This window comes from Mesorhizobium sp. M1D.F.Ca.ET.043.01.1.1 (assembly GCF_003952385.1).
Classification (GTDB): domain Bacteria; phylum Pseudomonadota; class Alphaproteobacteria; order Rhizobiales; family Rhizobiaceae; genus Mesorhizobium.
The window spans coordinates 5,991,039-6,014,038 of sequence record NZ_CP034444.1; the positions used below are offsets into that span (position 1 = coordinate 5,991,039).

21 protein-coding genes and 1 other RNA gene are annotated in these 23,000 nt (G+C 64.3%); 9 read left to right on the forward strand and 13 right to left on the reverse strand.

Annotated elements, in window-relative coordinates:
* Positions 1 to 3 precede the first annotated feature (3 nt).
* Positions 4 to 2,766: a UvrD-helicase domain-containing protein gene (locus EJ067_RS28670; RefSeq protein ID WP_126088509.1), complete on the reverse strand. Its 2,763-nt coding sequence runs from the start codon at positions 2,764 to 2,766 to the stop codon at positions 4 to 6.
* Positions 2,767 to 2,948: 182 nt separating this feature from the next.
* Between EJ067_RS28670 and EJ067_RS28675 the strand changes: the two genes are divergently transcribed.
* Complete coding sequence (locus EJ067_RS28675) at positions 2,949 to 5,267, forward strand: glucose/quinate/shikimate family membrane-bound PQQ-dependent dehydrogenase (protein ID WP_126088510.1); 2,319 nt, start codon at positions 2,949 to 2,951, stop codon at positions 5,265 to 5,267.
* Positions 5,268 to 5,297: 30 nt separating this feature from the next.
* Here EJ067_RS28675 and EJ067_RS34760 read toward each other — a convergent pair whose 3' ends face one another.
* Positions 5,298 to 5,450 carry a hypothetical protein gene (locus EJ067_RS34760; RefSeq protein WP_189510155.1) on the reverse strand — a complete coding sequence of 51 codons (153 nt, stop codon included), beginning with the start codon at positions 5,448 to 5,450 and terminating at the stop codon, positions 5,298 to 5,300.
* Here EJ067_RS34760 and EJ067_RS28680 point away from each other — a divergent pair.
* Positions 5,449 to 6,336 (forward strand): dienelactone hydrolase family protein, encoded by an 888-nt coding sequence (locus tag EJ067_RS28680; protein ID WP_126088511.1) that lies wholly within the window; start codon positions 5,449 to 5,451, stop codon positions 6,334 to 6,336. The two genes, EJ067_RS34760 and EJ067_RS28680, sit on opposite strands and share 2 nt — an antisense overlap.
* Before the next feature lie 9 nt (positions 6,337 to 6,345).
* Here the strand turns inward: EJ067_RS28680 and EJ067_RS28685 are convergent, their stop codons facing one another.
* Positions 6,346 to 7,263, reverse strand: a complete 918-nt coding sequence (locus EJ067_RS28685; RefSeq protein WP_126088512.1) for an EamA family transporter — start codon at positions 7,261 to 7,263, stop codon at positions 6,346 to 6,348.
* Positions 7,264 to 7,351: 88 nt separating this feature from the next.
* On the opposite strand from EJ067_RS28685, the gene EJ067_RS28690 reads away from it, so the two are divergent.
* Positions 7,352 to 7,828, forward strand: coding sequence for an Lrp/AsnC family transcriptional regulator (locus tag EJ067_RS28690; RefSeq protein WP_126088513.1), 477 nt, complete (start codon positions 7,352 to 7,354; stop codon positions 7,826 to 7,828).
* On the opposite strand, the gene EJ067_RS28695 is transcribed toward EJ067_RS28690, so the two are convergent.
* Positions 7,814 to 8,029, reverse strand: a complete 216-nt coding sequence (locus tag EJ067_RS28695; protein ID WP_126088514.1) for a hypothetical protein — start codon at positions 8,027 to 8,029, stop codon at positions 7,814 to 7,816. The genes EJ067_RS28690 and EJ067_RS28695 overlap by 15 nt on opposite strands.
* A 146-nt stretch (positions 8,030 to 8,175) precedes the next feature.
* On the reverse strand, positions 8,176 to 8,661 hold the full coding sequence (locus EJ067_RS28700; protein ID WP_126088515.1) for a thioesterase family protein: 486 nt from the start codon (positions 8,659 to 8,661) through the stop codon (positions 8,176 to 8,178).
* Positions 8,662 to 8,825: 164 nt separating this feature from the next.
* Here EJ067_RS28700 and EJ067_RS28705 point away from each other — a divergent pair, with 164 nt between their 5' ends.
* The gene (locus tag EJ067_RS28705; RefSeq protein WP_126088516.1) at positions 8,826 to 10,244 is read left to right on the forward strand and encodes an FAD-linked oxidase C-terminal domain-containing protein; all 1,419 of its coding nucleotides are present in this window, start codon (positions 8,826 to 8,828) and stop codon (positions 10,242 to 10,244) included.
* A gap of 3 nt (positions 10,245 to 10,247) precedes the next feature.
* Complete coding sequence (locus EJ067_RS28710) at positions 10,248 to 10,745, forward strand: hypothetical protein (protein WP_126088517.1); 498 nt, start codon at positions 10,248 to 10,250, stop codon at positions 10,743 to 10,745.
* Positions 10,746 to 10,783: 38 nt separating this feature from the next.
* Here EJ067_RS28710 and EJ067_RS28715 read toward each other — a convergent pair whose 3' ends face one another.
* Entirely contained in the window at positions 10,784 to 11,752 is a 969-nt protein-coding gene (locus EJ067_RS28715; protein WP_126088518.1) for a Dyp-type peroxidase, read from the reverse strand.
* A 208-nt stretch (positions 11,753 to 11,960) separates the two neighbouring features.
* Here EJ067_RS28715 and EJ067_RS28720 point away from each other — a divergent pair, with 208 nt between their 5' ends.
* Positions 11,961 to 15,905, forward strand: a complete 3,945-nt coding sequence (locus tag EJ067_RS28720) for an AsmA family protein (protein ID WP_126088519.1) — start codon at positions 11,961 to 11,963, stop codon at positions 15,903 to 15,905.
* A 50-nt stretch (positions 15,906 to 15,955) separates the two neighbouring features.
* Here the strand turns inward: EJ067_RS28720 and EJ067_RS28725 are convergent, their stop codons facing one another.
* Positions 15,956 to 16,387 (reverse strand): helix-turn-helix domain-containing protein, encoded by a 432-nt coding sequence (locus EJ067_RS28725; protein WP_126088520.1) that lies wholly within the window; start codon positions 16,385 to 16,387, stop codon positions 15,956 to 15,958.
* A 188-nt stretch (positions 16,388 to 16,575) separates the two neighbouring features.
* Between EJ067_RS28725 and EJ067_RS28730 the strand changes: the two genes are divergently transcribed.
* On the forward strand, positions 16,576 to 18,381 hold the full coding sequence (locus EJ067_RS28730; RefSeq protein ID WP_126088521.1) for a chloride channel protein: 1,806 nt from the start codon (positions 16,576 to 16,578) through the stop codon (positions 18,379 to 18,381).
* Positions 18,382 to 18,415: 34 nt separating this feature from the next.
* Here EJ067_RS28730 and EJ067_RS28735 read toward each other — a convergent pair whose 3' ends face one another.
* The 5 genes from EJ067_RS28735 to EJ067_RS28755 all read right to left on the reverse strand — a co-directional run bounded on the left by EJ067_RS28735 (position 18,416) and on the right by EJ067_RS28755 (position 20,595).
* On the reverse strand, positions 18,416 to 18,676 hold the full coding sequence (locus EJ067_RS28735; protein ID WP_126088522.1) for a hypothetical protein: 261 nt from the start codon (positions 18,674 to 18,676) through the stop codon (positions 18,416 to 18,418).
* A gap of 142 nt (positions 18,677 to 18,818) precedes the next feature.
* Positions 18,819 to 19,046, reverse strand: a complete 228-nt coding sequence (locus EJ067_RS28740; protein ID WP_126088523.1) for a ribbon-helix-helix domain-containing protein — start codon at positions 19,044 to 19,046, stop codon at positions 18,819 to 18,821.
* An 8-nt stretch (positions 19,047 to 19,054) separates the two neighbouring features.
* A complete protein-coding gene (locus EJ067_RS28745) occupies positions 19,055 to 19,252 on the reverse strand; it encodes a DUF4169 family protein (protein ID WP_126088524.1) in 198 nt (65 codons plus the stop codon).
* Positions 19,253 to 19,260: 8 nt separating this feature from the next.
* Positions 19,261 to 19,797: an SspB family protein gene (locus EJ067_RS28750; RefSeq protein ID WP_126088525.1), complete on the reverse strand. Its 537-nt coding sequence runs from the start codon at positions 19,795 to 19,797 to the stop codon at positions 19,261 to 19,263.
* Positions 19,798 to 19,914: 117 nt separating this feature from the next.
* Positions 19,915 to 20,595 carry a TetR/AcrR family transcriptional regulator gene (locus tag EJ067_RS28755; RefSeq protein ID WP_126088526.1) on the reverse strand — a complete coding sequence of 227 codons (681 nt, stop codon included), beginning with the start codon at positions 20,593 to 20,595 and terminating at the stop codon, positions 19,915 to 19,917.
* Between the two features lie 185 nt (positions 20,596 to 20,780).
* Here EJ067_RS28755 and EJ067_RS28760 point away from each other — a divergent pair, with 185 nt between their 5' ends.
* Complete coding sequence (locus tag EJ067_RS28760; RefSeq protein ID WP_126088527.1) at positions 20,781 to 21,986, forward strand: multidrug effflux MFS transporter; 1,206 nt, start codon at positions 20,781 to 20,783, stop codon at positions 21,984 to 21,986.
* Positions 21,987 to 22,136: 150 nt separating this feature from the next.
* Here EJ067_RS28760 and ssrA read toward each other — a convergent pair.
* Positions 22,137 to 22,497, reverse strand: a transfer-messenger RNA (tmRNA) gene (gene ssrA / locus EJ067_RS28765).
* 168 nt (positions 22,498 to 22,665) lie between these two features.
* Here ssrA and EJ067_RS28770 point away from each other — a divergent pair.
* Entirely contained in the window at positions 22,666 to 22,977 is a 312-nt protein-coding gene (locus EJ067_RS28770; protein WP_126088528.1) for a DUF2853 family protein, read from the forward strand.
* Positions 22,978 to 23,000: the final 23 nt, after the last annotated feature.

The window sequence follows — 23,000 nt, forward strand, 5'->3', positions numbered from 1 at the left end:
TGCTCAAACCCCGGTGACGAAGCCGTCCAGCACGCGTTTCTGGCCGGCCTTGTCGAAATCGATGGTGAGCTTGTTGCCATCGATCGCCGCAATGTTGCCGTTGCCGAATTTTTGATGGAACACGCGGTCGCCGACGCTGAAGGCCGACGGCGTGTCGGCGACGGATTTGGCGACCAATTCGCCATCGATGGTGCGGCCCTTGACCGAGGTGCGGCCGGCGCCATAGCCGCTATCGGTCTCGCCATAGCCGATGCGCTCGACCTGATGGCCGGAGCGCGTGCCCCAGTTGCGATCGGTCGCCTCGGTGCGGTTGGCCTGCGCGCGCTGCCAGCCGGGCGTCGCATAGGTGTTGGAGAAGCTGCCCGATTTCTCGGCGCCGATATTGTCGAAGCGCGAGGCGCCGTAGGGGTTTTGCCGGCCGCCGCCGCGGCCCGAGGCGAATGAGCCGCCGCCGTAAGGGTTGCCATAACCGCCATAGGAATTGCCGCTGTCGGCGACATCGACATGAGTCTCCGGCAATTCGTCGAGGAAGCGCGACGGGATCGTCGATTGCCACAGACCATGGATGAGGCGGTTGGAGACGAACCAGATGTGCAGGTTCTTCTTGGCCCGCGTCAGGCCGACATAGGCAAGCCGGCGCTCTTCCTCCAGGCCGGAACGGCCGCCTTCGTCCAGCGCGCGCTGATGGGGAAAGAGGCCTTCCTCCCAGCCGGGGAGGAAGACGGTCTCGAATTCGAGACCCTTGGCCGAGTGCAGCGTCATGATCGAGACCGCGTCGAGCGACTCGCCCTGCTCGGCCTCCATGACCAGCGCGACATGCTCGAGGAAGGAGCGCAGCGACTCGTACTCCTCCATGGAGCGGATCAGTTCCTTGAGGTTCTCCAACCGCCCTGGCGCCTCGGCCGAACGGTCGTTCTTCCACATGTCGGTGTAGCCGCTCTCCTCGAGGATGGTCTCGGCGAGCTCGGTGTGGGGCGTGGTCTCCAGCGCCTTCTGCCAGCGTTCGAAGTTGGCGGCGACCTCGCGGAGTGCTGCGCGCGGCTTCGGTTTCAGCTCGTCGCTTTCGGCCAGCGTCGCGGCGGCCTCCAGCATCGGGATACGCATGGCGCGCGCCGTGTCGTGGATCTGGCGGATGGTCGCTTCGCCAAGCCCGCGCTTCGGCACGTTGACGATGCGCTCGAAGGCGAGGTCGTCGCCGCTGTTGGCAACGACGCGGAAGAAGGCCAGCGCGTCGCGGATCTCCAGCCGCTCGTAGAAACGCGGGCCGCCGATGACGCGATAGTTCAAGCCGAGCGTGATGAAACGGTCTTCGAAGGCGCGCATCTGGAAGGACGCGCGGACGAGAATCGCCATGTCGTTGAGGTTGTGCCGATTGCCTTGCCTGTCGGGGCGCTGGTAGGCCTCGATGGTCTCGCCGATGGCGCGCGCCTCTTCCTCGGAATCCCAGGCGGCATGGACATGCACCTTGTCGTCGTCAGGGTCGTCGCGGTCGGTGAACAGCGTCTTGCCGAAACGGCCTTCATTGTAGGCGATCAGATGCGAGGCCGCGCCCAGGATGTGCGCGGTGGAGCGGTAGTTGCGCTCCAGCCGGATGATGGTGGCACCCGGAAAATCCTTGTCGAAGCGCAGGATGTTGTCGACCTCGGCGCCGCGCCAGCCGTAAATCGACTGGTCGTCGTCGCCGACGCAGCAGATATTCACGCTCACGGGCTGTTCCGCGCCTGCCGGCGCGGGCCCTCCGCGGGGGCCTCGCAACGGCTCGGACGCCCGGTCGGGCTTGCGGCCTTCGGCCGAAACATCCCAATCACGGTTGTGCTCTGGTGGATCCTCTTCGGGCGCTGGGGATCTGTATTGGCCTGCCTCGGTTCTGTCGAAAGGCGCAGATTTGGACGCGCTAGGGATTTGCGGGGAACCACTCCTCGGACTGCTGGGCCGCTGCGCCAGCAAGCGAAGCCACATGTATTGCGCGGTGTTGGTGTCCTGGTACTCGTCGACCAGGATGTATTTGAATTTGCGGTGATATTCCTTCAGCACGTCCGGATAGGCGCGGAAGATGCGGATCGGGTGATAGAGCAGATCGCCGAAGTCGCAGGAATTCAGCGTCTGCAGCCGTTCCTGATAGGCCTTGTAGAGCTGACGGCCCTTGCCGTTGCCGAAGCTGCGCGCGTCGCCTTCCGCAATCTCGTCCGGACCGAGGCCCTTGTTCTTCCAGTTGTCGATCATCTGCGCGAACTGCTTGGCCGGCCAGCGCTTGTCGTCCAGCCCTTCGGCCTGGATGATCTGCTTGATCAGCCGCACCACGTCGTCGGTGTCGAGGATGGTGAAATCGGATTTCAGTCCGGCAAGCTCGGCATGGCGGCGCAAGAGCTTGACGCCAATCGAGTGGAAGGTGCCGAGCCACGGCATGCCCTCGACATTGCCTTCGCCGATCAGGATGCCGATACGCTGCTTCATCTCGCGCGCGGCTTTGTTGGTGAAGGTGACGGCGAGAATCTGCGACGGGAAAGCCCTGCCGGTGGCAAGGATGTGGGCGATGCGCGTGGTCAGGACCCGCGTCTTGCCAGTGCCGGCGCCGGCCAGCACCAGAACCGGGCCTTCCGTTGTTTCGACAGCAAGCCGCTGCTCGGGATTGAGGCCTTTCAGATAGTCGGGCGCACTGTTTTGGGCGCTGCGGGCAGCCATGGCGCGCGCGGCAATACCGGACGGGGCCGCGGGCCGCGCATTCGGTTCGTCAAAGAAGGGCATGTCTTCGGAAAAGCCGGACATCGCCCCGAATGTAGTGATTCGGTAGCGAAAGGCCAGAAGTGTCTACGTTTTGTTCCATTTTTGCACCGCCCCGGTTCGCTTGACAGGCGCGGCCGGTGAGGAAAAGCTGCCGGCAGGGCAGGGACGGCATGCCGTTGCCTGGAGAGTCGCCTCAGGCGAGCAACAGTCGAAGGAGTATCGTCTTGGCTGTCACCATCACCTCCCTCGTCCTCTTCCTCATCGGTCTGGTTCTCGGCGGCGGCGGCATCTGGCTGGGGACATTGGGCGGCAGCTGGTACTACGCCATCGCCGGCCTGGTCTTCCTGATCACTGCCTGGCTGCTCGTCAGGCGCAGGTCGACATCGCTATGGCTCTACGCTGCGTTCGTGATCGCCACTCTGTGCTGGGCTGTGTGGGAGATCGGCTTCGACTGGTGGCAGCTCGGTCCGCGCGGCGGCGTCATCGTGCTGATCGCGCTGTGGCTGCTGACGCCATGGGCAAGGCGAGGATTTACCGGCCCCGACGGTCGCGCGCCGCTGATCCTGGCTGTGCTCGCCTCGCTCGCGGTGGCCGGCTATTCGATGACCGCCGACCCCAAGGATATCGGCGGCAGCCTCGGCACGGACAAGGTAACGCCGACTGCCAATCTCGGCGGCGACATGCCGGCCGGCGAATGGCATTTTTACGGCCGCACGCCGCACGGCCAGCGCTATTCGCCGCTCGGCCAGATCACGCCGGAAAACGTCGCCAAGCTGCAGCCGGCCTGGACTTATCGCACCGGCGATGTGAAAGGTCCCGACGACATCGGCGAGACGACCTACCAGGTGACGCCGCTGAAAGTGGGCGATGCGCTGTTCATCTGCACGCCGCACAATTTCGCCATCGCCATCGATGCCGCGAGCGGCAAGGAAAAATGGCGCTACGATCCGAAGATCAAGCTCGACCCCAACCGCCAGCACCAGACCTGCCGCGGCGTGTCCTACTACGCCGACGCCAAGATCGCGGCTGGGCAGCCCTGCGCCGCCCGTGTCTATCTGCCGACGTCCGACGCGCGCCTCATCGCGCTCGACGCGGCGAACGGGCAGGTGTGCCCGTCCTTCGCCGAGGGCGGCACGCTGAACCTGATGACCAATATGCCGTATCCGAAGTCGGGCTATTATTATTCGACCTCGGCGCCGCTTATCGTCGCCGGCAAGATCATCGTCGGCGGCGCGGTCAACGACAATTATTCGACCGAGGAGCCGTCGGGGGTCATCCGTGCCTACGATGCCGGCACAGGCGCGTTGCTGTGGAACTGGGATTCCGGGAATCCGGACCAGACGACGCCGCTGCCGGCCGGGCAAAGCTACACCCACAACTCGCCCAACATGTGGTCGACAGCGAGCGCCGACGAAAAGCTCGGCCTGCTCTACCTGCCGCTCGGCAACCAGACGCCGGACCAGCTCGGCATGGGCCGCAGCGCCAATGTCGAGAAATTCTCCTCCTCGATCACCGCGCTCGACCTCAACACCGGGCAGTTGCGCTGGGTTCGCCAGCTGGTGCATCACGATCTGTGGGACATGGACGTGCCGGCGCAGCCGACGCTCATCGACATCACCTCGGCCAGCGGCGCGGTCGTGCCGGCGCTGGTCGGACCGACCAAGCAGGGCGATCTCTATGTGCTTGACCGGCGCACCGGCGAGCCGATCGTCCCGGTGAAGGAAATGCCGGCGCCGGGCGGCGCGATCGAGGGCGACCATACATCGCCGACGCAGCCGGAATCGGGGCTTTCGTTCAATCCCAAGCCGCTGACGGGCGCCGACATGTGGGGCATCACCATGTTCGACCAGCTGGCATGCCGGATCGCGCTCAGGAAATTGCGCTACGAGGGGCGCTACACGCCGCCCTCGCTGCAGGGCTCGCTGATCTATCCCGGCAATTTCGGCGTCTTCAACTGGGGCGGCGTCGCGGTCGACCCGGTGCGGCAGGTGATGTTCGGCATGCCGACTTATCTCGCCTTCACGTCGAAGCTCATCCCGCGCGCGGACGTGCCGCCGCCGGGCGACAATGCCAAGGGCAGCGAACAGGGGCTCAACCGCAACGAGGGCGCGCCTTACGCCGTGGTGATGGGGCCGTTCCTGTCGCCGCTCGGCCTTCCCTGCCAGGCGCCGCCGTGGGGCTATGTCGCCGGCGTCGACCTCAGGACCGGCCAGATCGCCTACAAGCATCGCAACGGCACCGTCTACGACATGACGCCGCTGCCGCTGCCGTTCAAGGTCGGCGTGCCGGGCATCGGCGGGCCGATGATCACGGCCGGCGGGGTCGCCTTCCTCGGCGCCGCGGTCGACGACTATCTGCGCGCCTACGACCTCACCACAGGTAGGCAGCTCTGGCGGGCAAGGCTGCCGGCGGGCGGGCAGTCGACGCCGATGACCTACACGGTCGCCGACGGCCGCCAGTTCGTGGTCATCGTCGCCGGCGGCCATGGCTCGGTCGGCACCAAGCCGGGCGATTATGTGATGGCCTACACGCTGCCGAAATAGCCGCGTCCGTTCGCAAACCGAGTTGGCTTCTCAGCCAGGCACCTGCCCGAGCACCTGATTGGTGAGGTCGGGTCCGGCGGCCATCACATCGTATTTCTGGACCAGCACCTTCGCCAGCGGATGACTGGACCGCGCGCGTTCCAACCCTATCTTGCGCGTCGGACAGCCGTCGAGGAGAGCCATGACCGAACCTCTCGCAAAGCCCGTCATCACCCAGGCGATGATCGATGCCTATGACGAATACACGCATCTGACGCTCGACCGGCGGCGTTTCATGGAGCAACTGACCACGCTCGCCGGATCGGGCGCCGCGGCCGCGGCGATCGCGCCGATACTGGCGGCGAATTCGGCTAAGGCGGCGATCGTCGCCGAGGACGAACCGCGCGTGAAGGGCGAGGACATCACCTTTCCCGGCAGCAGCGGCGAGATGAAGGCCTACCTGGTCAGGCCGGCAGATCGATCCGGCAAGGTTGGAACTGTCATCGTCATCCATGAGAACCGGGGTCTCAACCCGCATATCCGCGATGTCGCCCGGCGCGTGGCGCTGGAAGGCTTTGTCGCGCTGGCGCCGGATTTCCTGTCGCCGCTCGGCGGCACGCCCGCCGACGAGGACAAGGCGCGCGACATGTTCACCAAGCTCGACCCTGCCCAAGTCGTTGCCGATGGTGTCGCGACGGTCGCCTATCTCAAGGGCTATAAGGACGGCAACGGCAAGGTCGGCGCGGTCGGCTTCTGCTGGGGCGGCGGCACGGTGAACACGCTGGCCGTCAATGCGCCGGACCTCAGCGCCGGCGTCGCCTACTACGGCATGCAGCCGAAGGCCGAGGACGTGCCGAAGATCAAGGCGGCGCTGCTGTTGCACTATGCCGGGCTGGACGAGCGCATCGACGCCGGCATCGATGCCTACAAGAAGGCGCTCGATGCCGCGCATGTCGAGTACACCGTCTATGTCTATGACGGCGTCAACCATGCCTTCAACAACGACACCTCGGCCGCCCGCTACGACAAGAAGGCCGCGGATCTCGCCTGGGGAAGGACGATCGCGTTTCTGAAAGAGAAACTGGTGTGACTGAGCGACTTAGGCATCGGTCGCGGGCTTGTGCATGGCGACGCCCGCCACGACCAGCGCGATGCCGAGGCAATCGGTGAGGCTCGGAACCTGCCGCAATATGACGACGCCGATCAGCGTCGCGGTGAGCGGCAGGAGCGAGAGCATCAAGGCGAAGCTCGCGCGGGGCAGCCGCGCCATGGCGAGCTGGTCACAGATATAGGGGATCACCGACGAGCAGATGCCGACGCCGATGGCGGCGATCAGCAGTTGCGGGGCCGAAAAGGCCGGCAACGCCTCGCTGAAGCCGATGGGCAACACGACCAGGAAGGCGATCGCCATGGCCGTGCCGAGGCCGGCAATGCCTATTCCGGTCTGGGCCATGCGGTGGCCCAGCACGATGTAGCCGACGAACAGCGCGCCGTTGAGAAAGGCCCAGAACAGGCCGATCGGATCGCTGGACCATTTGATGTCGATCAGCAGCAAGGTGCCGGCGACGGCGACGGCGAGCGCCGCGACATTGCGCCGGCTCCTGAGGCCGACGAGCGCGACGCCGATGGTGCCGACGAATTCGATCGCAGCGACCAGCGAGATCGGCAGCCGGTCGAGGGCCAGATAGAAGGCGCAGTTCATCACCGCCAGGCAGGCGCCGAGGGCCAACAGAAGCAGGCGGGCCGAGCGGTCGGCGCGCGCGAAGACCGTCCATGGCCTGGTAAGCGGCGCGAAGACGAGCGCGGCCGTGGCGATGCGCAGCCAAGCCATGCCGAGCACGCCGACCTGGGCGAACAAAAGCACGGCGAAGGCCGGCCCAAGATAGTGGAAGATCGCGCTGACGCAGAACCAGACATGCGGCGGCAGCGCATTGGCCAGCCCGGCGAGGGCAGGGCGCGCGGCGTCGGCGTCGCCAGCGGTCCGGTTTGTCGTGCGAACTAGCGCTTTGGAATTCATTTGATCATTATCGCAGGCGAACTTTATAGTTCATATGATCGATAAATGGCTTTGATGGCCGTTTACTTTCTGAAGAAAGAGAATTCTCTTGAAACGCCTTCGAAACGAAAATCCGGCGCTGGATGCGGCGGACCTGAAAATCCTGCGGTTGCTGGAAAAGGATGCGCGTACCAGCACGGCTGAGCTGGCGCGTGCCGTCGGGCTCTCCGCGCCGAGCGTTGCCGAGCGCATCCGCAAGTTGCAGGAAAACGGTGTGATCGAGGCCTATACGGTGAGGATCAATCCGGCGGCGCTCGGCATGAAGCTTTCGGCTTGGCTGCGGATCCGGCCGGTGCCCGGGCAACTCGCCGTCGTAACCGATGTCATCCGCGAGTTGCCGGAAATCGCGCAATGCGACCGGGTGACCGGCGAGGACTGCTTCATCGCGCTGGCGCATGTCGGCTCGGTCATCGAACTGGAGCGGGTGATCGACAGGATCATTCCCTATGCGATGACCAACACCGCCATCATCCAGTCGTCGCCGGTAGAGCCGCGCTCGCCGCTTCGCGGTCTAAGGGAGCGCTGAGGGCTCGGTGTGACCGCGCTTAATGCGCGCCTGCTTGAGAATCGCGCGCCAGCGGATCATGTCGAAGGGAATGGGCTCGTTGTTGTTGGCGATGTGAAAAATCTCGTTGTTGACGTTCTTCAGCGATCGCCAGAAATCATAGTCGGTGATGCGTGGATCGGCCGCCAACCGCTCCACTTCGATCTTGATGTCGGTTTTCATGCACTGTCCTCGCACCGCATTCCGCCTGCCGCCCGCGCGTAAACCCGGTGCGGCGGTTTTCGAACGCGCCACTGAGTCGTTCAACGGACTCAAGTGAGTTGTTCACGTTAAAACCTTGGTAAGGTTAACGCGGGCGTCCGGGTGCTTCAAGCGCCCTTGCGTTTGATGCCGATCGAACGGCCGGCACGCTCCGGCATCGGCAGCGCGGCGTGGATGGCGCGCATGGCTTCAACCTTTGCCATCACATCGGCCGGGAAGGGGGCGACCTTCGGACCGGCCATATCGACATGCAGCGAGAGCGATTCGGATGTGGCGGCCAGCCAGCCGTCGACGTGGCGGATTTCCTGATAGGCCCTCAGCCGCTTCTCGTCATGGTCGATGAGCTGGAACGAGACGTTCACTTTATGATCGAGGTGAAGCTCTTGCACGTAGCAGACATGGATTTCCGCCGTGTAGATGGTGAGGCGGCGCTCCTTGGCATAGTTCGGCCCCATGCCCATCAATTCGAAGGCTTCGTCCGAGCAGCGGTCGAACAGCACGTTGTAGTAGGCCATGTTGAGATGGCCGTTATAGTCGATCCAATCTTTCTCGATCGCCATCGGGCCGGAAATGATCGGTGCGGGAATTGGCATCTGGTCTTCCTTGATCGTCGCTGGACAGGGCGTGGCTGGTGGGGTTCTCTTGTTCCGGCGCAATTCCGGACGGAAAACCGCTTCACATTTTTCCCGGAATTGCTTTAGGCATCATCCATAGCTGCATGGCAAGAGTGGCCGCTGGTCCATTCGCGGAGGAATTCATGGCTTTGAGCGACCTCAATCCCATCGAGCGCAACGAGGAAGGGATCGCCACTGTGCTCGGCATCCTCAAGCAGCGCTTCGGCGAGCGCTTCCAGACCGGCGAGGCGATCCGCGGCCAACACGCGCATACCACCACCTATATCCCGACCCAGGCGCCGGACGGCGTGGTCTTTGCTGAAACCACGCCGGAGGTGCAGGAGATCGTGCGCGCCTGCGCCGCGCATCGCGTGCCGGTGATCGCCTTTGGCGTCGGCTCCTCGCTCGAGGGCCATACCAATGCGCCGGGCGGCGGCATCTCGATCGACACCTCGCGGATGAACCGCATCCTTGCGGTCAATCCGCAGGATCTCGACTGCACGGTCGAGCCCGGCGTGACGCGTGAGGACCTCAACCAGCATCTGCGCGACACCGGCCTGTTCTTCCCGATCGATCCCGGCGCCAACGCCTCGCTCGGCGGTATGGCGGCGACACGCGCCTCCGGCACCAATGCCGTGCGCTATGGCACCATGCGCGAGAACGTGCTGTCGCTGACGGCGGTCATGGCCGACGGCGAAGCGGTGACGACCGGCAAGCGGGCGAAGAAAAGCTCGGCCGGCTATGACCTGACACGACTGCTGGTCGGTTCGGAAGGCACGCTCGGCATCATCACTTCGCTGACGCTGAGACTCCAGGGCATTCCGCAGGCGATCTCGGGCGGCGTCTGCCCGTTCCCCAGCCTGGAGGCCGCCTGCAACACGGTGATCGCGACCATCCAGATGGGCATCCCGGTGGCGCGCATCGAGCTGGTCAATGCGTTGCAGATGCGGGCGATGAAGAACTATTCCAAGCTCGACTATCCGGAGAGCCCGTGCCTGTTCGTCGAATTCCACGGCAGCGATGCCGGCGTCGCCGAACAGGCCGAAACCTTCGGCATGATCGCCGAGGAACAGGGCGGGGGACCGTTCCTGTGGACCAGCGTCGCCGAGGAACGGACGAAGCTGTGGAAGGCACGGCACGACGCCTACTGGTCGTCGCTGACGCTGCGCCCCGGCGCCAAGGGGCTTTCGACCGATGTCTGCGTGCCGATCTCGCGGCTCGCCGAATGCGTCACCGAAACCGAGGCCGATATCGCCGAGATGGGCCTGATTGCGCCGATCGTCGGCCATGCCGGCGACGGCAATTTCCACGTGCTGGTGCTGATGGATGTCGACAACCCGCAAGAGATCGCGCTCGCCGAGAAATTCGTCGCCAGGCTCAACATGCGGGCGATCGCCATGGAGGGAACCTGCACCGGCGAGCACGGCATCGGCCAAGGGAAGGTCGGCTTCCTGCGCCACGAGCTCGGCCACGGCGTCGACGTCATGCGCACGATCAAGCAGGCGCTCGATCCGCTGAACATCATGAACCCGGGCAAGATCTTGCCGGGTATAGGTCACTAAGTCATGTCCACAACCGAAAGCCTGGCGCCGGTTGACCTACCGCCATCATCGGCCGGCGCTCCGTTGCCACGCGTTTTCGCGGATGAAGAGCGGCTTTTGATCGCCTATCTTGTTAACGTCCCGGACCCGGCATTTGACGGCAGCAATGCGCGTTCCGTTTCGCCCGCGACTGGTGATCAGTCCGTCGCGATCCTGGCGGCGGAGCCATATCTCGCTGTTCAATTTGGTCCGCCCAACGATGAAGCCATCGCCGGGCATCGGCTGTATGGACTAGGCCTACGGCCCTATTCCGCATTCGAAGTTCGAAATTCCTCGTGGGTAGAATCCTTCGAGAAAGCGAACCGGGTTCATCCGTCCCACTTTCCCGAGCTGTTTTCAGGCTATCGGCATTTCATACTGACATTTCATGATTCAACGGTCGAATTCATCGCCAGGGATTTTTCGGTAAGCGTGCGCCAAGGAGCGGTCTTGGCCGCACTGGTACAAGCGATAGGGAATTAGTGCACCTCGGACGGAGGCTTGCGTACGAGCGAAGCCGTTCAATCCTGCGCGCCGTCGGCAAGCTTCTGCAGCATGGGTCGGGTGGGCGCGAAGAAGGTCGTGCCGGTGTGCGGCGTCGAGAAGTCGAGCAGCCTGTCGTAGGCGCCCGGCGGTTCGCCGACATACATGCGCTGCAGCATCTTTTCGATCACCCACAGATAGCGGGTATAGCCGATGAAGTATGTTCCGAACTCCTTCTGTCCCGGCCGGCCGAAGGGCATGTTGTCGCGCAGGATGTCGAATTCGTTGCCGGCGTCGTCCTCGATCGTGGCGAGCGACTTGTGCGATTTGCGCGGCTTGTCGTCATCATCGATCTCGATGTTGTCGATCTTGGTGCGGCCGATGATCTCTTCCTGGACGTGCGTCGGCGTTTCGGCCCAGGCACCGAGATCGTGCAGGTATTTCTGGACGACGACATAGCTGCCGCCGGCAAAGCCGGCATCCTCGTCGCCGACAAGGGCTGAAGCAGGCAGATCGAGGCCGGTCGGGTTGGCGGTGCCGTCGACGAAGCCAAGCAGGTCGCGCGCGTCGAAATAGCGAAAGCCGGTGACCTCGTCGACGACGGTGATGCTGCCCTCCAGGCTGTCCAGCAGGATGCGCTCGAACTCGAAGCACATGTCGGAACGTTCAGCACGGATATGGAAGAGGAGGTCGCCCGGCGTCGAGGGCGCCGAATGCACCGGTCCCTTGATCGGCGCAAAGGCTTTCAGCTCGCGCGGCCGCCAGTCCGGGGAAAGACGCGCCCATAGGTCGGCGCCGATGCCGGCGATGCATGATAACCGGCCCGACAGGTCGCGGAAGCCGACATTCTTGACGAGATCGTCAAGCCCGCCGAGCACCGAGGCCACCTTGGAGAGGGCCGACCGATCACTGTCGACCGTGACGACGAGGAAGACCGCAGCGAGCGACAGCGGGGCATCGACGCTCTGGGCGTCGATCGGCACCCTGTCCCAGTTCTTGCCTGACATCGGGAATGCTCCGCGTTTGACGATTTGGTTCGGACGATCGCGGCCGGCATGGCCGCAGAGACTGAGCGTGCCCCGAATGATATCGCGACCGCGAGCAGCGGCGCAATCGCGTACGCCGCCCCTTGATCGCATGCCGGCGCCGGCGAATTGCCTCTTTATCGACACGCGGATGCGGGTAGAGTGCGGCTGACTTCAATCCGGGGAGAAAATGCTCGCACGCCTGTTCGTGATCTTCGGTGGGCTGTTCGTGCTGGTGCTGTGCGCGGCGCTGGTGGTGCCGTATTTCATCGACTGGACCGGCTACCGCGCCGATTTCGAGCGCGAGGCGAGCACCATCCTCGGCCGCAAGGTGACGGTGAAGGGCGATGCGACCGCGCGGCTTTTGCCGTTCCCCTCGGTGACCTTTTCCAACGTCGAGGTCGCCGGCGGCCCCGGCGGCCAGCCGGCGATGACGATGGAGACCTTCTCCATGGATGCGGAGCTTGCCCCTTTCCTGCGCGGCGAGTTGCTGATCTTCGACATGCGGCTGGTGCATCCGAAGGCGACGATCGACGTCGCCGGCGATGGCACGGTCGACTGGGCCATCCGGCCGTCGACGCCCTTCGATCCGGGCCAGATCGCGATCGAGAAGCTGACGGTGACCGGAGGGCAGATCGAACTGCGCCATGCCGCCGGCGGGCGCAGCCATCTTATCTCCGAGATCAACTCGACCGTTTCGGCCAAGTCGCTTGCCGGACCGTGGCGGATGGACGGCACGCTGCGCTTCGACGGCCTGCGCACGGACGTCTCGGCCTCCACCGGCAGGGTGGAAGCAAATGGGCGGATGCGCCTCAGGCTGAAGGCCGATCCGGATGCCTATCCGCTGATCATCGAGACCGACGGCAATGCCGGCATCGTCAGGGGCGCAGCGGTCTATTCAGGCCAGTTCAAGGTTTCGGCCTCTGACAAGAGCGGGGCCGACAGGAACACGGCCGAATTGCGGGGCACCGACGGCGAGCCTGTGAAGGTCAGCACCGGCAGGCCCGATCCGGGGTTCCGTTTGAACGGCAAATTCGCTCTCGATCACCAGAAGCTCGGCGTCGACGAATTCCGCTTCGAAACCGGGCCGCTCGACAATCCCTACACCGCGGATGGCAAGGCCGCGGTCGATCTCGGCCTCAAGCCGCATTTCTCGATCGAAGCGAGCGGCGCGCAGGTGCAGTTCGACGAGGCGGTGGGCGCATCCGCCGGAGCCGGGCTGACGCTCGATCAGCGCATCGCGGCGTTCGAGCAGACGCTGCTGCACATGCCGAAGCCGACGATACCGGGCACGGTCGAGGTCAGGCTGCCGGCGGTGGTGGCGGGCGACACGACGGTGCGCGACGTGCGGCTTTCAGCCGAGCCGGTCGAGGGCGGCTGGTCGGTGAAGTCGCTTGCCGCGACGCTGCCGGGCCGCGCGACGCTCGAAGCCGACGGCATGCTGAGTGTCGAGGACCGTTTCGGCTTCACGGGCTCCCTGCTGCTTGCCGTCGGCCAGCCGTCCGGTTTCGCCGCCTGGCTGTCGAAGGATGTCGACGACGCGATCCGCCGTCTGCCGGCGGCGGGCTTCAAGGCCAAGGTCGATCTCAGCGCGAACCGGCAGTCCTTCAGCGATCTCGAGCTCATCCTCGGCAAGGCGAGATTCTCGGGCAGCATCGATTCCAGCCAGCCCGACGGCGCCAGGCCCTCGGTGCTGATGCGGCTGGAGGGCGGCGAACTCGACGTCGACGGGCTGGCGGCCTTCGCCTCGATCTTCGTCAGCGACAAGGGCGCCAACCGCTTCTCTGACCGCGATCTCGATTTCCAGATCAAGGCGGGCCCGGTCAGCGCCGGCGGCTTGAGCGCCGACACGGTGGATACGGCGTTGAGGCTGCGTGAGGGACTGCTCGAGATCGACCGGCTCTCGGTCGGCGGGCTTGCCGGCGCCTCGATCAGCGCCACAGGGCGGATCAAGGACTTTCCGGAAAGCCCGACCGGCAAGCTCGACGCATCCGTCGTGGCGGTGGATCTCAAGCCGCTCATCGATGTCGCGGCGCAGCATTATCCGGACAATCAGCTTCTGAAGGGTCTGGCCAGCCGCGCATCTGCTTATCCCGAATTGTTCCAGGACGCCCGCATCGACCTGGTGACGAGTGCGGCCGACAATGGCGACGGCACCACCGGGCTCGCGCTTTCCGCGCAAGGCAGAGCCGGCGGCTCCGCCTTCTCGGCTTCGCTCTCGGGCAAGGGTACCGCCGATCGGCTTCTGGAGGCGCCGGTAGCGCTGACCTTCAACGCCAGGAACGAGAACGCCGCCACGCTGCTGGCGCTTTACGGCCTGCCGGCGCTGCCGCTCGGCATGCTTGGACAGGCAAGCACCGATCTCTCGGCGAAAGGCTCGCTCGGCGGCGGTCTGGCGACCAGCTTCAATCTCACGGCCGACGATTTCAGGGCGAGCTTCGACGGGACCGTCGCCGAGACGCAGCAAGGCGCCACCGCCAAGGGCAAGGTCAACCTCGACGCCGCCGACATCGAACCGTGGCTGATGACAACCGGCGTCGGGCTGCCCGGCATGGGCACCGGCACGTCGGCATCGCTTGCCGCCGATGCCGATTTCGGCAATGGGCTTCTGGTGCTGAGCGGGCTGACCGGCGCGATCAACAAGGCCGCGGTGTCGGGCGACGTCAACGTCGACAGCAAGGATGGGCTGCCGCATCTTGCCGGCGCGCTGGCGCTCGACGAACTCGACCTCGATCCGCTGGCCGTGTCGCTGTTCGGCGATCAGTCCTTCCTTGCCGCGAAAGGCGGCGGCTGGCCAACCACGCCGTTCAGCCAGAAGTCGACCCTGCCGTTCAGCGCCGATCTCGACCTCAACACGGCTGCGTTTGCCGCCGGACCGTTCGCCACCGCGCATGATGCGACACTGTCGCTGAAGCTCGACCGGGAAGGCATCCATGTCTCGGACCTCAAGGCCAAGCTCTATGGCGGCGCGCTGACCGGCCTGTTCGAGCTGAAGAACACCGACGGCACCGGCCTGTTTTCGGGGCAGTTGAGACTGGCCGGCAGTGATCTTTCGGCAGTGCTGCCGGGTTCAGGGGTCAGCGGCAACGGCGACATTTCGGCGGCGCTATCGACCAGCGGCAAGTCGGTCGACGCGATGATCGCCGCCCTGTCCGGGTCCGGCACGACAGCGCTGAAGGGACTGACCATCGCCGGCATCAATCCCGATGCCTTTGCCCCTATCATCGCCAAGGCCGATGCAGTCGGACGTGACATCGATGCCGCCAAGACCGCGAGCTTCGCGCCTGATATCGCCGGCGCGGGCAGTTTCGCGGCCGGTGACACCGACATCGCCTTCACCGTTGCCAACGGCACGCTGCGAGCGCCGCCCATCGGCCTCGACAACCCGGCGGCGACACTGTCGGCGGACGTGATGGCTGACCTCAGCGCCAGCACCGTCACAGCAAAGGGCGCGATCACCTACCGGCCAGGCGACGAGGCGCTGGTCGGCTCCGAGCCGGCCGTGAATTTCAGCCTCGCCGGCCCGCTCGGGGCGATGACGCGCCAGTTCGACAGCGCGCCGCTGGCGCAGTTCCTGACCCAGCGCGCGCTGGAGAAAGAGCAGCAGCGGGTCGAGGCGATGCAGGCGGCACTGCTCGAGAAGCAGAGGCTGCGGCGCGAGGTCCGCTACTACGCTGCCCTGCAGACGGAGCGCGACCGGGCGGCCGAGGAATTGCGCCGGCAAGAGGAGGAGGCGCGGCAGAAGGCCGAGGCTGAGGCCAGGGCAAAAGCCGAGGCGGAGGCTGAGGCTAGGGCGGAAGCGGAGGCTCAGGCCAAAGCGGAAGAAGAGGAGAAAGCCAAGGCCGAGGTCGAGGCGCGCGCCAAGGCGGAAGCTGATGCAAAGGCTGAAGCGGAAGCCGCCGCCAAGGCAAAGGCTGAACAACGGGCCGCGGACGAGGCAAAGGCCCAGGCCGAGGCGCAACGCAGGAAGGCCGAGCAGGCGAGGCTGGAAGCCGAACGCAAGGCGGCCGAGCAGACGCCAAAAGTCGACCGGTCGCTTCCCGGCGTCAACGACAGTTCCGCCCCGGAGCCGCCCAAGCCGAAGGCCAATCCATTCACCATCGACAATCTCTTGAAATCGCTGGACGGCGGTTGAGACTTATCCGCCAAATCGGCAGCCGGTTCGGCATTTGGTTGCCTTGTTCCTCAGACCGGCTCCCGCCGCGAAAGCAGGCGCTGCAGCATGGGCTCGATGCGCGAAAGCTCGTCGAGGTGAGCGGCCGACAATTCGGCGAGCCGGTCATCGGCAAGAGGCGTTAGCTGCAGCAGCACGCGGCGGTTGTCGGCCTTGTCCTGATCCCTTGTGACCAGTCCGGCCTCGCTCAGCCGGTTCACCAACTCGACGGCGCTGTGGTGGCGGATGCGCAAGCGCTCCGCCAGGTCGCCGACCGCCACAGGTCCGCCGCCGGGATAGCCCTTGATCGCCAGCAGCGCCTGGTGCTGGCGCGGGGTCAAGCCCGCCTCATTCGCCTGAAGCTGGCTGAATTCAAGGAAGCGTCGGATGAGATAGCGGAACTGCGACAGCCGCTGATAGTCGGCCTGGCTGATGGCGGGGCGTGATTTTTTCGGCGGCGTCATTCTCCGACTTATGGACCTTTCCGGCGAAAGCTCAACTCCTGCGAAGGCTCGAGAGCGTCTGGTGAGATCCTTGTCCAAAATGACGCGGACCGACGATCGAGAAACGCCCTTGAAGATTTATATCGTGGTACGATATGTAATCGCCCGACAACCGGACGGTATCGCGCCACCAGAAAGCTCAGGCTCCAATGAAATCCGCTCATGCCGGAAACAGCCATCTCCGCGACTTCACCACCGATCCAAGGGTGCTGCTCATCGCCGCGATCGCGGTCGTGGTCGCGACCGCCGGGCTGTTTGCCGGCATCGTGCTGCTGAAGCTGATAAGGCTTGCCACCAACATTGCCTATTTCGGCCAGTTCTCGCTGGCGGAACTGAGACTCGAGGACACGCCGCTCGGCTATGCCGCCGTGATCGTTCCGGTGATCGGCGCGCTGATCATCGGGCTGATGGCGCGCTTCGGCAGCGAGAAGATCCGCGGCCACGGCATTCCCGAAGCGATCGAGGCGATCCTGCTCGGGCGCTCGCGGCTCGACGCCAAAGTGGCGGTATTGAAGCCGTTGTCGTCGGCGATCTCTATCGGTTCCGGCGGACCGTTCGGCGCCGAGGGTCCGATCATCATGACCGGCGGCGCGATCGGCTCGCTGATCGCGCAGATGCTGCCGGTCAGCGACAATGAGCGCAAGACCCTGCTGGTGGCGGGCGCGGCGGCCGGCATGACGACCGTCTTCGGCACGCCGATCGCAGCCATCATGCTCGCCGTCGAACTGCTCCTGTTCGAATGGACGCCGCGCAGTTTCATCCCGGTCGCCGTCGCCGCGATCGTTGCGGAAGTCGAACGCACCTTGCTGCACCTGCCGGGTCCGATCTTCCCGTTCTCGGGCAGCATGGAGGCGTCGATCGCCGGATTGGGCGGATGGGTACTGGTCGGCATTGCCGCTGGGCTTCTTTCCTGCCTGCTGACGCAGCTGGTCTATGCCTGCGAGGACGCCTTCCAGAAACTGCCGATACACTGGATGTGGTGGCCGATGATCGGCGGCCTCGTGGTCGGCATCGGCGGACTGATCGAACCGCAGGCGCTCGGCGTAGGCTACGACAACATCGCCAACATGTTGGATGGCCATATCCTCGCGGCGGCCGCGCTGACGCTTCTGGTGGTGAAGGCCATCATCTGGTCGGTGGCGCTGGGTTCGGGGACGTCGGGCGGCGTGCTGGCGCCGCTCTTGATCATGGGCGGTGCGATGGGCGCTGCGCTTACCGGCATCCTGCCCGAGGCGACGCCCGGCTTCTGGCCGCTGCTGGCGATGGCCGCGACCATGGGCGGCACCATGCGCGCGCCGCTGACCGCGACCTTTTTCGCGGTCGAGCTCACCGGCAACACCCATATGCTGGTGCCGCTGATCGCGGCTTGCGCCAGCGCCCATGCCGTCACCGTGCTGCTGATGAAGCGCTCGATCCTGACCGAAAAGGTAGCGCGGCGCGGACATCACCTCGTTCGCGAGTATCGGGTCGATCCCTTCGCCTTGACCAGGGTGCGCGAAGTGATGACGACCAAGGTCGAGAGCGTGCCGGCAACGATGACGCTGCATGGCGCGGCGGCATTCCTCACCGCGCCGGATACGCGGCATCCGAGCTTTCCGGTGATCGACGGGAAAGGGCATGTGCTCGGCCTCGTCGATCCGCCGGCGATCCTGCGCTGGCGCCGCGCCGGCAAGCATCGCAAGGCGACGCTCGGCGAGCTTTTGACCGGCAGCAAGGTCACGCTCGCCTATCCGGACGAATATCTGGAAGGGCTGTCCGACAAGCTGCTCACCGCCAACGTCTCGCATCTTCCGGTCGTCTCGCGCGAGGATGCACGGCTCATCGGCTATATCGGCTGGAAGGACCTGATGCGGGTGCGGTCGAAAAAGCAGGCGGAGGAGCGCGACCGCTCGGCCTTGCTCAGCTTCGGCGCCAAGCGCAAGGCGCCGCGGAGCGTGAGCGATACCGTCGGCTAGAACGGTTCAGCATTTGATGATGGTTAGTAGTGTCTCAGTTTGAATTTTGCTGCGATCGAACGTGTCTCAGCAGCGAAGTGATATAAGGCTCAATCTCAAGCCGACGAGCGGTGGAGAGCACGCTTGTCCAAGTGTCTTGCGGCTCACAGCCAGAAGCAATCATGCTTGGCGCATTATGGAGCGCGTCAGCAAGCATCCGAGCTTTATCGAGATTATCGGTCGCACGAATATCGATGAGAACAATATGTAGAATCCGCAGGATGGTGTCGTTGGTGATCGGCTGGGGATCAGTCAATTAGGCAACTTTCTTTTTGCACTGGCGAGGCTTGCCCGGCTTCAGGGACTACCGGATGGCCGGCTCGCTCGAACTATTTTGTTTATGCGATTCCGGACGGAAAACGCCTACGTGTTTTTGGTGGAATTGCTCCGGGGACCCGTCAAAACGCCTTGCCGCCGCGCTTGGCCCAGGCCAGCACGTAGAGCCTCAGCGCTGAGGAGAGGTTGGCGTCGCGGGTTCGCGTCTCGTCGATCTCGGCAACAAGGGCCGCCAGCGAAATCGAGCGCTGCGCGGCGATCGTGACGAGGTCATCGTAGAAAGGTTGCTCCAGGGAAAAACTGGTGCGGTGGCCGCGGATCGTCACCGAGCGCTTTTCGACGGCAGCCATCGGGGCGCTCAGCGCCCGTCCGGATCGCCGGGCTTTTCGCGGCGATGGCCGTCCATGAATTTTTCCGTCCTGTCGGACGTCAGCCGGTCACGCTCTCGCTCGGCCTTGGAGCGGCCATGCAATGCCCGGTTCTCACCGGCCAGGCGTTGCTTCTCGATGCGCGCTTTCTGCTTGCGGGCCTGGCGGAGATTGATGACCTCGCCCATGTCCCGGTTCACTTCTTGCGGAAGGCGTCGAGCGAAACCACGTCGGCGCTCTTGCCGCCGGTATCGGCGACGGCCGGCTTCTTCTCGGCCTCGGCGGTCTTTTTCTTCGATTCCGGTTTCTTTTCGGCGACGACGGCAACCGGCAGTTCGGAGGCAGGCGCGGCATCGTCATCTTCCGCCGCGCCTTCCGCCTTGACGTCGAATTCCAGTTCGAAATTCACCGATGGGTCGTAGAAACCGCGCACGGCAGAGAAGGGGATTTCGAGCTTTTCAGGCACGTCGGAGAAGGAGAGCCCCACCTCGAAACCGGTATCGGTCACCTTCAGATCCCAGTACTGGAACTGGATGACGATGGTCATCTGCTCCGGATAACGCTCGCGCAGCCGCGAGGAAATGCGCACGCCCGGCGCACCGGTCAGGAAGGTGATGAAGAAATGATGGTTGCCCGGAAGACCGGTGCGCGCGACCTCGGCCAGTACCTTGCGCATGACGCCGCGCAATGCCTCCTGGGCCAGAATGTCGTAGCGGATGTGGTCGTCGGCCATGTGACGGTCGGGTTCCGTTGAATCGTCCGCATAGCTGTAATCAAGCTTGAGCGCGGCGTAAACCGCATATAGGCGCCTAACGCCGAGGCCAAGAGGGGGTGGCGGCGATTTGATCGCTCAGGCGTGGGCGAGGGCGGCCTGCCTGACAGTTGTTTTCCGCGATCCGAAAGCGCGAAGGAAGGTGCGCACGCCATTGGTGGCCGAGCGCAGCACCTCCTCTTCGGTCGGCATGCCGCCGAGCATGAAGGTTGTCTGCAACTCGGCGTTGACGAGGGCAATGAACTGGCGGGCCGCCACGTCCGGATCGTCGATCGACAGGTGTCCGGCATAGGCAAGCCGCGCGAAGCGGGCGGCTAGCGCCGACCAGGTGCGGCCTGGTCCCTGTTCGCGCCACTCGGCAAAAAGCTCCGGATATCGCTCGCCCTCGGCCTGGATCAGCTTGCGCAGGAAGCGGCCGTCGCGGTTGCAGATGCAGTTGCGGTTCATGCGCACCGCAAAGGCGACAAGATCGGATTCGAGATCGGCAGGTTGGTCGGGAAAGGTTGCAAAGGTGGCGAAGATGCCGGCATTGCAGCGCTCCGTCAGGTCGCGCACGACGGCCATGAAGAGCTTTTCCTTGTCGCCATGGTGATTATAGACGGTCTGGCGCGAGACGCCGGCCTCGGCCGCGATCAGGTCGATATTGGCGCCGGCATAGCCTTCCCTACAGAACACGGAAGCTGCGGCATCGACCACCGATATGCGCTTGGCCTCATGGCTGCGTGGCGGGAAAGTGTCAGGAGAAACGCCGGGCCTCATAAAAATCTATATAGCGGTGATTGACGAATTGGACAAGCCTGTCTAAATTTGTGGACATAACAAATGGAAATCCGCTCCGGGAGACGAAAGATTTTGCTCTTGGGCGTCGGAATTCCGCGGGATGGAACGTCCTGGGGTTAGACGCCGATTTCGTGGCGCCAACCAGATCCGAAAGAAGCCCTATCATGAGTCCCAAATTCCTCCGCATCGCGGTCGTGCTCGGCTTGTTGTCCGCGATCGGCCCATTCGCCATTGATATGTATCTTCCCGCGCTGCCGTCGATCGGCGAGGATCTGCACGCCGGAACTGCCGCCGTGCAGATGAGCCTCTTGATCTTCTTCCTGTCGATGGGTTTCGGCCAGATCGTCGTCGGCCCGATCTCCGACATGGTCGGGCGCAAGCTGCCGCTCTATGCCGGCCTCGCGCTGTTCATGGTCGGCGGCGTCGGCTCGGCCATGGCGCCGACCATCGAATGGCTGATCGCCTTCCGCTTCCTGCAAGGGCTCGGCGCCAGCGCCGGCATGGCCATTCCGCGCGCCATCGTGCGCGACCTGCACACCGGCAACGAGGCCGCCAAGCTGATGTCGCTGTTGATGCTGGTGTTTTCGGTGTCGCCCATCCTGGCGCCGCTAACCGGCAGCCAGATCATCGAGAGCTTCGGCTGGCGCGCCGTGTTCTGGACGGTCACGGGCGCCGCGGCTTTAGCCACCATCCTGCTCGCCACCTCGCTGAAAGAGACGCGGTCGGTCGAGGAGCGCGCCGGATCGTCTTTCGGCACGGCATTGGCTGGCTACCGCTACCTGATGAGCGACCGCAACTTCCTCGGACTGGTGGCGATCGCCGGCTTCGGCATTGCGAGCTTCTTCGTCTATCTGTCGAGCTCGTCCTTCATCCTGATCGACCACTACGGCCTGTCGCCGTCGGTCTACAGCGTCTTCTTCTCGATCAATGCGGTCGCCTTCATCGGCATGTCGCAGCTGACCGGGATGCTGGCGGACCGCTTTGGTCTGAAGCGCGTGGTCTGGGTGGCGGTGACCGGCTACGCCACGGTGATGGTGGCGCTGTTCGCCATCATGGCATCCGGTGTCGACCGGCTCGACGTGATGGCGGCGCTGCTCTTCGTCGGCTACGGCTTCCTCGGCCTGGTTATCCCGACCACATCGGTGCTGGCCATGGAAGAGCATGGCGAGATCGCCGGCACCGCCTCGGCGTTGATGGGCACGCTGCACTTCGCCATCGGCGCGCTGGCCATGGGCGTAGCGGGGCTCTTCTTCGACGGCACGCCGCTGCCAATGGTTGCCGGCATCACGCTCTGCGCGGTGATTTCGTTCACGCTGGCCAAGGTCACGCTTGGCCGGGTGCGGGAGGCGGTCGAAGCGCCGGCGGAGTAAGAACGCACGAAAGATCGGGAAAGGCCGGGCTTGCCCGGCCTTTTTCATGTCCGCGACAGACCGGTCGCATCGAGGGCAGGGACGGCGCGTACGCTGCGCACCGGCCACCGCCGTTCAGGCGGGTTCGGATGAAAGAAAAGAGAGGGAGAAGGTGGAGGTTTCTGTTGCCAGGTACCTCCGAACCCCGCCTAGAAGTGCGAACCTCTAGGGCTTGATTTGAAGCGTTCGCACCGCATTAAGCGGCGAGACGAGCTTCCGCATAGTTGTCGTTGGCAACTATAAGTTTAGCCCGATGACGGTGGTACAATGCCGGGCAAAAGTACGATCTTTACACCTTCGTCGATCCTATTTCGCCCCCAGCAAAAGCCGCTCCGTCACCCAGAGCGGTTTTTGGTGGAGGCGCCGGGTACCGCCCCCGGGTCCGAACGGCTTATTTCATCGCCTGTTTATCGCCATAGTCGGTCAAGCCGACGAAGCGAATATAGGGACCGATCATGGAAAATGAAAGGCCAAACCGGCACTTGTCCCCGGCGCCAAACGCGACAGCCGAGGGTTGACTTGCGTGCTCACTCAATCGAAGCTCCGCCGGTGATGAGGAGTCTCTGACCTAGCGCACAGGTTGCGCGGCGCGCCACAAGCCTCATCCATCGGATCAGTGGCGCCGACGAGGGGAAGTTCGATGGCCGACTATCTTGCGGATGTGAAGAAATACGATGCCGGCGCCAGCTCCGACGCGGTCGATAAGATCGTCAAGCATCTGGGCATAGCGCTCAGGAACCGCGATTCCTCGCTGGTCTCCTGCACGGACCCGAACGAGCTAGAGCGGGTCCGCGAGAACTGGGCCGGCAAGAAGCTCGGTGTCGCCGACGCCAAGAAGGCCGACGCCTCGATCGAGAAGGTCTGCAAGGCGATGGCCGCCGACAACACCAAGAGCCGCGTGACCTTCTACTATCTGGTGGCCAAGGATCTGGGCAAACTCGGTTCCCTCTGAGGCATAGCCGTCCGCAGCCGGCA

Excerpts from the sequence above, each read along its gene's own strand:
- EJ067_RS28670 (WP_126088509.1), bottom strand. The coding sequence starts at position 2,766 with ATGTCCGGCTTTTCCGAAGACATGCCCTTCTTTGACGAACCGAATGCG.
- EJ067_RS28680 (WP_126088511.1), top strand. The coding sequence starts at position 5,449 with ATGACCGAACCTCTCGCAAAGCCCGTCATCACCCAGGCGATGATCGAT.
- EJ067_RS34760 (WP_189510155.1), bottom strand. The coding sequence starts at position 5,450 with ATGGCTCTCCTCGACGGCTGTCCGACGCGCAAGATAGGGTTGGAACGC.
- EJ067_RS28685 (WP_126088512.1), bottom strand. The coding sequence starts at position 7,263 with ATGAATTCCAAAGCGCTAGTTCGCACGACAAACCGGACCGCTGGCGAC.
- EJ067_RS28695 (WP_126088514.1), bottom strand. The coding sequence starts at position 8,029 with ATGAAAACCGACATCAAGATCGAAGTGGAGCGGTTGGCGGCCGATCCA.
- EJ067_RS28700 (WP_126088515.1), bottom strand. The coding sequence starts at position 8,661 with ATGCCAATTCCCGCACCGATCATTTCCGGCCCGATGGCGATCGAGAAA.
- EJ067_RS28705 (WP_126088516.1), top strand. The coding sequence starts at position 8,826 with ATGGCTTTGAGCGACCTCAATCCCATCGAGCGCAACGAGGAAGGGATC.
- EJ067_RS28710 (WP_126088517.1), top strand. The coding sequence starts at position 10,248 with ATGTCCACAACCGAAAGCCTGGCGCCGGTTGACCTACCGCCATCATCG.
- EJ067_RS28715 (WP_126088518.1), bottom strand. The coding sequence starts at position 11,752 with ATGTCAGGCAAGAACTGGGACAGGGTGCCGATCGACGCCCAGAGCGTC.
- EJ067_RS28720 (WP_126088519.1), top strand. The coding sequence starts at position 11,961 with ATGCTCGCACGCCTGTTCGTGATCTTCGGTGGGCTGTTCGTGCTGGTG.
- EJ067_RS28725 (WP_126088520.1), bottom strand. The coding sequence starts at position 16,387 with ATGACGCCGCCGAAAAAATCACGCCCCGCCATCAGCCAGGCCGACTAT.
- EJ067_RS28730 (WP_126088521.1), top strand. The coding sequence starts at position 16,576 with ATGAAATCCGCTCATGCCGGAAACAGCCATCTCCGCGACTTCACCACC.
- EJ067_RS28740 (WP_126088523.1), bottom strand. The coding sequence starts at position 19,046 with ATGGCTGCCGTCGAAAAGCGCTCGGTGACGATCCGCGGCCACCGCACC.
- EJ067_RS28745 (WP_126088524.1), bottom strand. The coding sequence starts at position 19,252 with ATGGGCGAGGTCATCAATCTCCGCCAGGCCCGCAAGCAGAAAGCGCGC.
- EJ067_RS28750 (WP_126088525.1), bottom strand. The coding sequence starts at position 19,797 with ATGGCCGACGACCACATCCGCTACGACATTCTGGCCCAGGAGGCATTG.
- EJ067_RS28755 (WP_126088526.1), bottom strand. The coding sequence starts at position 20,595 with ATGAGGCCCGGCGTTTCTCCTGACACTTTCCCGCCACGCAGCCATGAG.
- EJ067_RS28760 (WP_126088527.1), top strand. The coding sequence starts at position 20,781 with ATGAGTCCCAAATTCCTCCGCATCGCGGTCGTGCTCGGCTTGTTGTCC.
- EJ067_RS28770 (WP_126088528.1), top strand. The coding sequence starts at position 22,666 with ATGGCCGACTATCTTGCGGATGTGAAGAAATACGATGCCGGCGCCAGC.